The following is a 12,722-nucleotide window of genomic DNA, read 5'->3' as shown; positions in this document are numbered from 1 at the left end:
CTCCTGGACTGTCGGTTCCGTGTGTGTTCGAGAGACTCGAAGTCCACCAATGTGAAACAGGTTACAAGCTCGCACGGTCGCGCACCCGCCGTACTCGGGGGTTTATCGCTCGACTCTGAGGGAACTCAAGCGTCATGCGCTTTGGATACACGTTGATGACCGAACAGAGTGGACCGAAGGACCTGGTGCGCTACGCCGTGTCAGCCGAGAACGCAGGCTTCGACTTCGAGGTCTCCAGCGATCACTACTCTCCCTGGCTCGTATCCCAGGGACATGCGCCTTATGCGTGGAGTGTGTTGGGCGCGGTCGCCCACGCCACCGAGCGGGTCGAACTGGCGACCTACGTCACGGCGCCGACCATGCGATACCACCCGGCCGTGGTGGCGCAAAAGGCCGCGACCATGCAGTTGCTGGCAGACGGGCGATTCATCCTCGGCCTCGGATCAGGCGAGAGCCTCAACGAGCACACGGTCGGTCAGGGTTGGCCCGGCGTCGAGCAGCGACAAGAGATGCTGGTCGAGGCCGTGAAGATCATCCGCGAACTCCACGCGGGCGAACTCGTCACCTACGACGGCAAGTACTTCCGCGTCGACTCCTCACGCATCTGGGACCTGCCCGACGGCGGTGTCCCGATCGGTCTCGCTGTCTCCGGCGACAGGTCGATCGAGCATCTCGCGCCGCTCGGTGACCACATGATCTCCACCGAGCCGTCCGGCGATCTGGTGAAGTCGTGGGATCAGCACCACCCCGAGCAGTCGCGGAAAATCGGGCAGATCCCGATCTGCTGGGATCCCGACAAAGACGCAGCTGTCGCCCGCGCGCACGACCAATTCCGCTGGTTCGCGGGCGGCTGGTCGGTGAATGCCGATTTGCCGACAACTGCCTCGTTCAGCGGCGCCACTCAATTCGTGAGGCCAGAGGATGTTGCGTCATCAATTGCCTGCGGTCCGGACCTGGATGAATTGGCCGAGAGTGTGAAACCGTTCATCGAGGCCGGTTATACAGACGTGGCACTTGTTCAAATAGGCGGCGACAGTCAAGACCAGTTCTTGGCGGAGGCGGCGGAGCCTTTGCTCACGAAGCTTCGCGCACTCTGACAGTCTGCGCAGTTCGCTCTTCCAACTCCTCGATCACCGCTTCGACAACTGCGACTGCGTCGTCGAGCATCACTGCACGCGTCCACAGACGTGTCCATTCGGTGTGCACAGACATGCACTGCTCGAGCGTTTCCACTGCCGCCGCAGCCAACTCGGCTGAGGGATGAAATTGGTTGTCGGTCACTGACTTCGGGCCGGTTTTCTCGGCGAGGAGCAGGCCGCCGGGCAATGCTGCCGCCACTGTGGTCGCTGCTCCCAGAGCTACCAACCACGCGCGCTGATCGTCGGCACGCACTGCGGTTGCCAGCGCCGACCGGACCAATGCAGGGCGTCCGACGGCCGCTGTACGGTCGAATTGATCAGCCCATTCGACCGCAGGCGCGTTGTCGAAAACACCGGTTCCCCAAATGTGCATCGTCGACACCTCTCCACCGCGACTCGGACGCTTGGTCTCAAGTATTTGTCGCATACGTGCTGCGAGTTGTTACCCCATTGTCCCCCGCGTGTTCGAGGTCTCGTCCTGAACAATACGTGAATTGACCGACTCAATTTTTCGCATCGGGTGTTTTGTTCAAATCAAAAAATCATCGGCGCCTAGACGATCGGCGACTCGTGTGAGAGACCGTCGTGGCTCGCGTGGCCGGCGATGCGGGCCGGGAGCATCATGACGGGCATGCAGATCTACGACGACATCGTCATCGGCGCCGGCCACAACGGCCTCACCGCGGCCGCCTACCTGGCCCGCGCGGGCCGCAAGGTGCTCGTGCTCGAACGCGCCCCGCACGTCGGCGGCGCAACCGTCTCCGCCCGGCCGTTCCCCGGCATAGATGCGCGATTGTCCCGCTACTCGTACCTGGTGTCGCTGCTGCCACGGCGGATCATCGCCGATCTCGGACTCGACATCACCCTCGTCCGGCGCAGGTATTCCTCGTACACACCGCTGCCCGCCGACCCGTCCAGGGGCATTCTCGTGGACACAGCCGATGAAGCAGCGACAGCGGCATCGTTCCGAGCCGTCACGGGATCTGACGCGGACTTTCGTGCGTGGAAACGGTTCTATGCCGCGATGTCGACGATCGCCGAGGGTGTTTTCCCGACCATGCTGCAACCGCTCGTCAGCGCCGATGAGATGGCGATGATCGCGGGGGGCGATCTCGCCGCCATGGACATGTGGGAACGCCTCACCACCGAACCGGCCGGCGCCATCATCACCGACACGTTCGGCGACGACCTGGTCCGGGGCATCGTCGCAACCGACGGGCTCATCGGCACGTTTGCCGATCTCGACGATCCCTCACTGGCCCAGAACATCTGCCTGCTCTACCACCTCATCGGCGGTGGCACCGGCGACTGGGACGTCCCGGTGGGTGGCATGGGCGCGGTCTCCGGCGCCCTCGCCACCGCAGCCGTCGATGCCGGCGCCGACATCCGCACCGGGGCCGAGGTGACCGCTGTCGACTCGGGCGACGGCACCGTGGAATGGGGCCAGGGCACGGCCAGGGCCGAGTTCATCCACGCCGCCTGCGCCCCTTTTGTTCTCGATCGACTTGTCGGGAATGATGGTGCGTTCCAACCGAAGCCACGTGGCGCCCAATTCAAGATCAACGTGCTGCTGCGGCGGCTGCCGAAGCTGCGGGATACCGATGTCCCGGTGGGCGCGGCGTTTTCGGGCACCTTCCACATCCACGAGGGCTTCGACGCGTTGGCGCGATCACATCGTGAGGTCGCGGCCGGCCGGATCCCGACGACTCCGCCGAGTGAGATCTACTGCCACACCCTGTCCGACCCGAGCATCCTCGGCCCCGATCTCACCGGTATGCACACGCTGACGCTGTTCGGACTGCACATGACGCCGGAGTTGTTCACCCGGCCAGGGGCGAAAGACGAAGCCGTGGCCGCCACCTTGGCCGCCCTGGACTCGGTGCTCGACGAACCCATCGCCGACGTCATCGCCACCGACAGCACCGGTGCGCCCTGCATCGAAGCAAAGACCCCGCCGGAACTCGAAGCGGCGGTAGGACTGCCCGGCGGCCACATCTTCCACCGGCCGCTGCAATGGCCTTGGGCGGAATCACCTACAGAAGTCGGCACATGGGGTGTGGAAACCGGCCATCGGCGGGTGCTGCTCGCCGGGGCCGGCGCTCGGCGCGGCGGCGGTGTCAGCGGCATCCCGGGCCACAACGCTGCGGCGCTTGTTCTGCGTTCCTGACACTTTTCGGCAGCGCCATCCGTTCGGTCAACGACCAGATGGAGCACCATGAACGGCTGAACAGTCACCCGGATGAGGAGATGATGTGACCCTGACACTGGCGGGTGTGGTGGCGGTGCTCGCCATCGTGGCGGTGTCGCTGTTCTCCGCCCGCCTCGGGGTGGCCGCACCGCTGTTGCTGGTGGCCGTCGGAACCGGCTTGAGCTTCATCCCGAGCTTTCCCCGGCTCGAGTTCGCCCCCGAGCTGATCCTCGCCGGAGTGCTTCCGCCCCTTCTGTATTCGGCCGCCGTGAACATGCCGGCGCAGGACTTCCGGCGAAACTTCAAACCGATCACCGCGCTGGCGGTCCTTCTCGTGGTGGTCACCACGGTGGGAACGGCATGGTTCTTCCATGCCCTGATCCCGGACCTCGGCTGGCCTGCGGCATTTGCCCTCGGCGCCGTCATCAGCCCCACTGACGCAGTTGCCGCGACATCGGTGGGCAAGAAACTGGGATTGCCCGGACGGGTGGTCGCAGTGCTCGAGGGTGAGGGTCTGGTCAACGACGCCTCGGCCCTGGTCCTCCTGCGGTCGGCGGTGGCGGCTCTCGCCGGAACCGTGTCGATCTGGGGCGTCCTCGGCGACTTCGCCTTCGCGGTTGCCGCTGCGGTGGTTGTCGGGTCGGTGGTCGGGTACGTCAACATCCGCATCCGTGGGTGGCTGAACGACCCCGTGCTGACCACGGCCATCTCCTTCGTGGTGCCGTTTGTCGCGTATCTCCCAGCCGAGGAGATCGGCGCCTCGGGAGTGCTCTCAGTGGTGGTCGCGGGCTTGATCACCGGGCATCAGGGATCGCGGTATCTGCGCGCCCAAGACCGGATCGCGGAGACGATCAACTGGCGGACCCTGGCCTTCCTGCTCGAGGGCGCGGTGTTCCTCTTCATGGGGATGAAACTCAAGAAGTCGATCGAGCAGGTGGAAGAGAGCCAGTTCAGCACCATCACCGCCATCGCGATCGGATTGGTGGCCTCAGCCATCGTGATCGTGTTGCGCATCGCGTTCGTGGGCCCCCTCGTGGCCTTGCTCCGCCGCGACACCCGGCGCGCCCACGAGGCGGTCTCGAAGATCGGCGAGATACAGGCGCAGTTGCACGCCCACCAAACCCAAGGGCACCTCACCGAGCGACGTCTCCAATTCGCGCAGACGCGGATCACCCGGGTGTCGGCGGACCTCGCCTTCCACCTCAACGAGACCCTCGGCTGGCGCGGTGGGGTGGTGCTCGGCTGGGCCGGGATGCGTGGAGCGATCACCGTGGCCGCAGCTCAGACCCTGCCGCAGACCACGCCGCATCGCCCGCAGCTCATCCTGATCGCGTTTGTGGTCGCGGCGACAACCCTGCTGCTCCAGGGACTCACCCTGCCTGCCGTCATCAGGACCGCCAAGGTGACGTCAGATGATCCCGACAGGCTCCGTGAGGAGTACGGGAAGCTCATCGAGGATCTGCAGCGAGCAGCGACCGCCACCCTCGCAGACCCCGCCGCGGCGGACGTACCCGACGACGAGGTGACCGCAGCCGTGGTCGAGATGGTGCGGTCCGACAGCATCATCGGGCGCGTGCAGTCCACCGGCGACCCGAACCAGAACCCGGAGGGACGCAGGCGCTACTTCCGGCTGCGGTTCGCCGTCCTCGCAGCCGAACGCCAGGCACTGCTGCACGCCAGGAAGCTGGGTCTCTACAGCTCACAATCACTGACCCATGCGCAGGAGCTGCTCGACCTCGAGGAAGCCCGCCTCGAACAGCTAAACGACGACAACAAATCGGAGTGAGCTGAGCCCGCTCAGGAGTGGGCGAGCTTCTTGTTCACCACCCGGGTCAGCCATGCCGGCGAGAAGCGCGCACCGAGCGACAGCGCCTTGGTCTGGAGCCCCACGGCGTAGTGCACCCGGTGGATGAGCTTGCTGGTCTTGGGTTCCTCGACGGCAGCGAGGATGGCATCGGCGACGTCCTGGGGTCCGAGGCGGATCCCCAGCGAGTCGGTGGTGCCCGTACGGACGCCCTTGGTCATCGCGGTCTGGACGTAGAGCGGCCACATGGCGATGGCGCGGATGCCGTGCTTGCCCCACTCGATGTCCAGCGCCTCGGTGAGACCGCGGACGTACATCTTGGTGGCGCTGTAGCTGGCCAGCTCGGCCTGGCCGTAAATCGCCGACGCCGACGCGATGTTGACCAGCACCGACCCCGGAGTGGCCTTCAGATGCCGGAACCCGGCATGGCTCCCGTTGGTCACGCCCTTGACGTTGATGTCGATCTGCTTGTGCTGGGTGGCGAGCGGGATCTCCTCGAACGGACCCGCCAGCAAGATTCCCGCGTTGTTGATCAGCACGTCGAGCCGACCACCGTTGCTCTCGGCGAACTCGTCGAGACGGGTGGCGAACTCATCGGCGTCGGTGACGTCGAGGTGGCCCGTGACCGCGCGACTTCCCGCGGCCTTCACCTCGTCGACCAGACTGGCCAATCCCGCCTCGTCGATGTCGTACGCACCGATGAGGTATCCCTTGCGTGCAAACGTGAGCGCAGTGTGACGTCCGATTCCGGCTGCAGCACCGGTGATGAAGACCGATCGTGTAGGCATACGGGATTCTTACACCGCGCATTGTCGAATGGCTAGTTCCGATGACACGCCCGGTAGGCTCTGCTCCGATGTCTACCGCTGAATTGCCCATTGAAACCCGCAAGCTCGTCGGCTGGAGCCGTACGACGCCGATCGAGGGTCACGTGCTGGCGACACCCGATGTCGAGGTGATCGCCAAGGCTGTCGCGCAGGTTGCCGATGCAAACGCCGACAAGCCGTCCTACCTGCGTCGCGGCGTGATCGCCCGCGGACTGGGACGTTCCTACAACGAATCCGCGCAGAACGTCGGTGGCCTGACCGTCGACATGACGCAGCTCAAGCGCGTCCACTCGATCGATGACTCCACCGGGATCGTCGACCTCGATGCCGGCGTCTCGCTCGACGAGCTGATGACCGTGGCCCTCCCGTTCGGTCTGTGGGTCCCGGTGTTGCCGGGCACCAGGCAGGTCACCATCGGTGGAGCCATCGCGCACGACATCCACGGCAAGAACCATCACAGCGCCGGAACCTTCGGCCAGCACGTTGTCGAGATCACGCTGCTGGTGGCCGATGGACGCATCCTCACCCTGACCCCCGCCGGCAGCCCCGACGACCCCCAGGGCGAGCTGTTCTGGGCGACGATCGCGGGAATCGGCCTGACCGGCATCATCCTGCGGGCCAAGGTCCAGCTCAAGCGGACCGAGAGTGCGTACTTCATCGCAGACACCGCCACCACCAGCAGTCTCGACGAGACCATCGCGCTCCATCTCGAAGACGGATTCGAAGACGGCTACGAGTACGCGTCGGGCTGGTTCGACTCGATCAGCAAGCCGCCGAAGCTCGGCCGCGGGTCATTCAGTCGCGGCAATCTCGCCAGACTCGACGAGCTGCCGCCCAAGTTGCAGAAGGATCCGCTGAAGTTCAACGGCAAACCGCTGGTGACCTTCCCCGACATCTTCCCGAATGGGCTGGCCAACAAGTTCGACTTCTCCATCGTCGGCGAGGCCTACTACCGGATGGGGTCGAACAAAAAAGGCCAGGTCAAGAATTTGGCGCAGTTCTACCACATCCTCGACATCTTCGGAGAGTGGAATCGGGCCTACGGACGTACCGGCGGATTCACCCAGTACCAGTTCATCGTGCCCACCGGCAACGAGGACGAGTTCAAGCGGATCATCGCCGACATCCAGTCCTCCGGACACGTGAGCTTCCTCAACGTGATCAAGCTCTTCGGCGACGGAAACCAAGCGCCCCTGAGCTTTCCGTTCCGTGGCTGGAACGTTTGCCTCGACTTCCCGATCAAACGAGGACTCGGCGAATACCTCAACGAACTCGATCGTCGCGTGATGGCCATGGGCGGACGCCTGTACACGGCCAAGGACTCGCGCACCTCCGCGCAGAATTTCCACGCCATGTACCCCGAGATCGACTCGTGGATCGCCACCCGCCGAAAGATCGACCCGACCGGGGTGTTCATGTCCGACATGGCCCGCCGCCTCGAACTCGCCTGAGCAACAACTCGTTCGAGCCTGCACTCCCCCGATCTGCCGACTAGACAGGAACATTCATGATCAACGCCGTAGGCGTCCCACAGTCCGTCCTGGTACTCGGTGGCAGCTCCGAGATCGGACTGGCCATCACCGCCGAATACCTCAAGAAGGGGCCGATGCGTGTGGTCCTGGCGACCATGCCCGGCGACCCAGCCGGTGAGGCCGCAGTCGAGAAGATGAAAGCCGCCGGCGCGTCGTCGGTGGAGCGCATCGACTTCGACGCCCTCACTCCCGACAGCCATCCCGCGGTGATCGACCAGGCGTTCGCCGGGGGCGACATCGACGTGGCCATCGTCGCGTTCGGTGTCCAGGGTGTGGACGAAGAGGTCTGGCAGGACCAGCGAAAAGCAGTCTTCACCGCCAACATCAACTACACCGCCGCGGTATCGGTGGGCGTTCTCCTCGGCGAGAAGATGCGCGCACAGGGCCACGGCCAGATCATCGCGATGAGCTCCGTCGCCGGAGAACGTGTGCGGCGCAGCAACTTCGTCTACGGATCCACCAAGGCCGGCCTCGACGGGTTCTACCTCGGTCTCGGTGAGGCGTTGCGCGAACACAACATCCGCGTACTCGTCATCCGCCCGGGCATGGTGCGTACCCGCTTGTCGGCGCACGTGAAGGAAGCACCGCTGACGGTCGAGAAGGAAGACGTCGCCAAGCTGGCGGTGTCGGCAGCGGACAAGGGCAAGGAACTCGTCTGGGCGCCCCCGCCATTCCGTTTCGTGATGATGGTGCTTCGCCACATCCCCCGTCCGATCTTCCGCAAACTTCCCATCTGATCCATGCGCCGACACCTGTGGTCGAGGGCCGACGATGGGCATCGCGTCGCGGACGGTGCAAGCGCGAGTAGACACCTGCTGTCGGTTGCAGACCTGATCGGCGCGGCCGTCGTCGCCCTTGTGGTGTCGAGCATTGCGCTGGCGGCGATCGGTCGCGTGGACTGGCCGGCGTTCAACTCGTCCAACGTCGAGACCGCCCTCACCACCACCGGTCAGGTCCTCGCGGTCGTCCTGCTGATCGTCGCCGTCATGCTGTCGCGGACCGGCAAGGCGACGTGGGCGATCAAACCCCTGTCGTGGCTGGGTATCTCGGCCCTGGCAGCGGTCACGCTGGCGATGCCACTGGGAGCCACCAAGCTCTATCTGTTCGGCATCTCGGTGGATCAGCAGTTCCGCACCGAGTACCTCACCAGGCTGACGAACAGCCCCGCCCTTGCTGACATGACCTACGCCGATCTGCCGCCGTACTACCCGGCCGGGTGGTTCTGGCTGGGCGGACGTTACGCCTCCCTCACCGGTCAGCCCGGCTGGGAAGCGTACAAACCGTGGGCGATCATCTCGATATCCATCGCTGCCGCGTTGGCGATGGCCTTGTGGCAGCGGATGATCCGCACCGATCTGGCGATCGCGGCAACACTGGCCTCCACCGTGCTCACCCTGATGTACGTGAGCCCCGAGCCCTACGCGGCGGTGCTGGTTCTCCTCGGCGCTCCGATGCTCGTGGCGATTCTGCACGGTTTGCGGTCGGGCAGCGTGCCCGCGATCGTGGCCGGCGGACTGTTCCTCGGTTTGAGCGCCACCTTCTACACGCTCTACACCGGACTGTTCGCCATGACGGCTGTGCTGATGGCCCTCTACCTCGCCGCAGTCGCGTGGTTTGGTTTGGACAACAAGGCGGTCAACAAGTCTCGAATCCGTACCGAGCGGGTACGCGCCGTGTTGCACCTGGCGTTGCGACTGTCCGGTATGGCCGCGGTGGCCATCCTCGTGGCGCTCATCGTCTGGGCGCCATACCTTTACGACAGGCTTCGCAACGAGCCCGCCTCGGGCGGTACGGCCGAGCACTACCTGCCGGGATCGGGCGCCGTGCTCCCGACACCGATGCTGCACTGGTCGTTGATCGGCGCGCTGACCATGGTCGGTCTGGTCTGGATCATCCTCCGGTTCCGCACCAGGACCGCAGCTTTGACCTTCGGCGTCACGGTCGTCTCGATCTATCTGTTCTGCCTGCTGTCGATGGCGGTCACGGCCACCGGGACCACCCTGCTCTCGTTCCGCATGGAGCCGTTGCTCATCGTGGTCCTCGGTGTTGCCGGCGTGTACGGCTTCGCGGAGTTGGCGTCGGTGGCGGTCCGCCGATTCGGTGACGTGCGCACCTTGGTGGCGGTACTCGCCACCGGTGCAGCCATCGCTGTGGCACAGAGCATCCCAGGTCACCTCGCCACCGAGATCACCGTCGCCTACACCGACACGGACGGCAACGGTGTGCGCGCAGATCAGCGGCCGCCGGGAGCGGGGGCCTACTTCCCCGAGATCGACGCGGCCATCACCACCCAGACGGGCCGGCCACGCGACGACACCGTGGTGCTCACCGCCGACTACGGATTCCTCTCGGTGTACCCGTACTACGGATTCCAGGGACTCACGTCGCACTACGCGAACCCGTTGGCGGAGTTCGACAAACGCGCCGCTGCCATCGAACAGTGGTCGACGGCCGAAACCGCGGACAGCCTCGTCGAGCAACTCGACGCCTCACCGTGGCGACCACCGACGGTGTTCCTGTTCCGTTACAGCGCAGAAGGTTACGATCTGCGCCTGGCCGAAGACGTCTACCCCAACGACCCCAACGTCCGTCGGTACACGGTCACCTTCAACCGGTCGGTGTTCGAAGATCCCCGATTCACGGTGACCAACATCGGACCCTTCGTCCTGGTGGTCCGCAACTAGCGCTCTACAGGTCAGGGCCCCTAGTTCTCTATCGGTCAGGGCCACAGTCGAGCGGCTGCGCGCCCACGACTCCCCGGACCGACAGCAGGCCCTCGAGGATGTACTGACCCGGAAGGGTGGCCTGCAAGGTGACCCAGCTGTCCGGCGTCTCGGTGATGCAGGCGTAGAGGTTCTCGTCCACACTGCTGCGCGCGACAAGATACTTGTTGTAGCGCACCTGAATTGCGTGCGCCTGCGTGTCGGGTACGTCCAGGACGAGCTTCGCCGGCGACGACTCGACAACTGCCAGCGGCGCCGGGACGATCGGGGCGGGGTCATCGACCTTGTAGAGGTCCCACTTGTCGTTGCCCCAGACCCGTTCGAGATAGGGCAGGCCCGACTGCACCAGTGCGGCTTCGTTTTTCATCTGACGCAGCGGATCGGCGGAGACCGCAACAAAAGCGACCGCGTTCTCCGACAGCCACTGCCTGTACGACTGCGGCGTTAGCGCATTCTCTTCGTAGAAGATCGGGTTGAACCGCGAGTCCGACTGGTTCTCCCAGCCGCGCGCCAGTTTGATGGTCATCCCGAGTTTGTGTGCGCCCGCATGGGTTTGGGCATCCACCAGCTCCACGCGGTGGTTGTTGATCTCCGGCCGGTCGACCAGCTGTGAGCGCAGGGGGATGTAGTCGCGGTTGCTGTCACCGGAGTCGGCTCCGACCACCTGGTCTGCGGTTGCCACGAACGTCGCGTAGATGAGGGCCGGGGCCAGCGCAATCGCCAGGAACTTGAGCGACCGCTTCGAGTAGAAGAGACACAGGCACGGCAGCACCAGACAGAAGAACCGGCTGAGGTTGGAGCCCACGCCCGTCGGCACGAGGAACATGACGATGGCCGCGGCGCTCGCCAGCGGCACGATCCACCGGGCCGGTGGGATGGTGAGCGCGGCGGCGCCGCCCGCGGCGATCAGTGCGACCCAGAACAGAGTGGTGGCGGGGAACCCCTGGGCGCCGGGGCTGCCGAACATCAAGAACGGGACGCCCACTCCGAGTGCGGACCCACCCAGCACCCACCAGGTGGTCCGGGCCTGCTCGTCACGACCGAACGCAAATGGCACCGCAGCCAGGCCGACAAACGCCGGGGCCAGCGGACTCGCTAGCCCGGCGACCAGCAGGCCGATGACCCCCAGCGCCAGATACCCGCGGCGCACGACGACGATGGCCCCGAGGGCGATGGCCGCTCCCACGGCGAACGCCACCCGGCCCGAGAGCATGTTCAGTACGGCGGCGATGGTGATGGCCCAGACCAGCACGGTCTGGTGCGTGGCACCTTTGGCCAGCGGGACGGCCAGCAGCGCGATGGCTGCGGTGGCAAGGCACAGCAGGAGCAGGGAACCGGTGAGTGTCGACAGGGCCGGGACGATCAGCGAGTAGCTGCCGGGCGAGACCCCGCCGTACCAGCCGAACCAGTAACCGAGGCCGACGCCGGATCGAGCAGCTTCCTCACGCGCGATGGCCGCTTGCAGATCCCCGACCGTCGGGTGCGCCACCCACAGGCCCACGATGGCGATCAGCGCCACCAGGAGTGGGAGGAGCGGCCGCCGGCCAAGTGCCGGCAAGGCCACCGGGAAGCTCATCCGATCGACACCCCTGCGCTCTCCGGCCTGCGGGCCGCTCGGTTGCGCCACCATCGGGTCAACGTCGGCGCGTAGATGATCAGCGCCGCCACCGCCAGGAGCCAAACGCCCGCGATGACATCAAGAATGTAGTGGTTTCCCGAACCCATGACCACAAAATATGTGGTGAACGGGTAGATGAGGCCGAGGATGCGCAGCCACTTCCACTTGGCCAGGAAGAACAGCGTCACACCGCACCAGGTGGCCCATGCGCAGTGCAGCGAAGGCATGGCGGCGAACTGGTTGGAGATGGCGTCGCTGCCGGGCGCACCCGACTCAGGCCACCAGCCCCATGAGGCGGTCTGCGCCATGACGTCGACAAATCCCTCGCCTTTGAGCAGGCGCGGCGGCGCGGTGGGCAGCCAGTAGAAACCGATCAGGGCCAAGCCTGTCGTCAGCACCAGCACGCCGCTGACCTGGCGGTAATACTGTTTGCGCCGGAACAGCAGCCAGATCAGCACCACGGGGGTGACGATGAAGTGCAGGGTGGCGTACTGGAGGGCAACCAGGTTGGCGAGCCATGTGGTGGTGTGCACCAGTTCGTTGAGTGGCCGCTCGAGGGCGAAGTTCCAGCTGTCTTCGATCCTCAGGATCTCGTCGGCGTTGCGGTAAGCCGCCGCGGCGACGTCGCCCACGCTGTTGCGGATGGCCGAGTAGATGGCGTACAGCGCCCCGAGCATGAGGATCTCGACCCACCATCGAGGGCGGGCGAGGTATCGATTGACCCGGGTGACGGCGGCACGGAAGCCGGTCTCCCGCAGTTCGGATTCGTAGGCATCGAACGCAGCCGAGTCGAGTTCCGGGGCGGTGGTCGATCGGGCATCACGGGTTGCCATAAATCAACTCCCGCATATAACCCTCCAACTACCTACTTCGAGCTCGTACCGCCTGACC

General features: G+C 65.2%; 10 protein-coding genes. 6 read left to right on the top strand and 4 right to left on the bottom strand.

Annotated elements, in window-relative coordinates; translation table 11 throughout:
- Window positions 1-155 precede the first annotated feature (155 nt).
- Window positions 156-1,097 (top strand): TIGR03557 family F420-dependent LLM class oxidoreductase, encoded by a 942-nt coding sequence (locus WIMU1_RS00940; RefSeq protein ID WP_245969181.1) that lies wholly within the window; start codon window positions 156-158, stop codon window positions 1,095-1,097.
- Here WIMU1_RS00940 and WIMU1_RS00935 read toward each other — a convergent pair.
- On the bottom strand, window positions 1,075-1,512 hold the full coding sequence (locus WIMU1_RS00935) for a DUF4259 domain-containing protein (RefSeq protein ID WP_084248033.1): 438 nt from the start codon (window positions 1,510-1,512) through the stop codon (window positions 1,075-1,077). The two genes, WIMU1_RS00940 and WIMU1_RS00935, sit on opposite strands and share 23 nt — an antisense overlap.
- Before the next feature lie 249 nt (window positions 1,513-1,761).
- Between WIMU1_RS00935 and WIMU1_RS00930 the strand changes: the two genes are divergently transcribed.
- Both WIMU1_RS00930 and WIMU1_RS00925 read left to right on the top strand, forming a co-directional pair.
- Entirely contained in the window at window positions 1,762-3,306 is a 1,545-nt protein-coding gene (locus WIMU1_RS00930) for a phytoene desaturase family protein (protein ID WP_062794758.1), read from the top strand.
- Window positions 3,307-3,391: 85 nt separating this feature from the next.
- A complete protein-coding gene (locus WIMU1_RS00925; protein WP_062794757.1) occupies window positions 3,392-5,113 on the top strand; it encodes a cation:proton antiporter in 1,722 nt (573 codons plus the stop codon).
- 11 nt (window positions 5,114-5,124) lie between these two features.
- Here WIMU1_RS00925 and WIMU1_RS00920 read toward each other — a convergent pair whose 3' ends face one another.
- Entirely contained in the window at window positions 5,125-5,919 is a 795-nt protein-coding gene (locus WIMU1_RS00920; RefSeq protein ID WP_062794756.1) for an SDR family oxidoreductase, read from the bottom strand.
- A 68-nt stretch (window positions 5,920-5,987) separates the two neighbouring features.
- Here WIMU1_RS00920 and dprE1 point away from each other — a divergent pair, with 68 nt between their 5' ends.
- From dprE1 to WIMU1_RS00905, 3 genes are read left to right on the top strand one after another with little or no spacing between them, the layout of a single operon-like run.
- Window positions 5,988-7,409: a decaprenylphosphoryl-beta-D-ribose oxidase gene (dprE1, locus tag WIMU1_RS00915; protein WP_062794755.1), complete on the top strand. Its 1,422-nt coding sequence runs from the start codon at window positions 5,988-5,990 to the stop codon at window positions 7,407-7,409.
- Window positions 7,410-7,465: 56 nt separating this feature from the next.
- Window positions 7,466-8,227, top strand: coding sequence for a decaprenylphospho-beta-D-erythro-pentofuranosid-2-ulose 2-reductase (gene dprE2, locus WIMU1_RS00910; protein ID WP_023954826.1), 762 nt, complete (start codon window positions 7,466-7,468; stop codon window positions 8,225-8,227).
- A gap of 3 nt (window positions 8,228-8,230) precedes the next feature.
- Window positions 8,231-10,174: a galactan 5-O-arabinofuranosyltransferase gene (locus WIMU1_RS00905; RefSeq protein ID WP_084247927.1), complete on the top strand. Its 1,944-nt coding sequence runs from the start codon at window positions 8,231-8,233 to the stop codon at window positions 10,172-10,174.
- A gap of 28 nt (window positions 10,175-10,202) precedes the next feature.
- Here the strand turns inward: WIMU1_RS00905 and WIMU1_RS00900 are convergent, their stop codons facing one another.
- Together WIMU1_RS00900 and WIMU1_RS00895 are read right to left on the bottom strand one after the other, a co-directional pair.
- Window positions 10,203-11,843 carry a hypothetical protein gene (locus tag WIMU1_RS00900; RefSeq protein ID WP_243404698.1) on the bottom strand — a complete coding sequence of 547 codons (1,641 nt, stop codon included), beginning with the start codon at window positions 11,841-11,843 and terminating at the stop codon, window positions 10,203-10,205.
- Entirely contained in the window at window positions 11,786-12,664 is an 879-nt protein-coding gene (locus tag WIMU1_RS00895) for a phosphatase PAP2 family protein (RefSeq protein WP_062794754.1), read from the bottom strand. Before WIMU1_RS00895 ends, WIMU1_RS00900 begins: the two co-directional genes overlap by 58 nt.
- Window positions 12,665-12,722: the final 58 nt, after the last annotated feature.

Source organism: Williamsia muralis NBRC 105860, from assembly GCF_001598915.1.
GTDB classification, from domain to species: Bacteria; Actinomycetota; Actinomycetes; order Mycobacteriales; family Mycobacteriaceae; genus Williamsia; species Williamsia muralis.
Note: the sequence above shows the minus strand (reverse complement) of the source record. Positions and strands in the feature narration are given on the sequence as shown.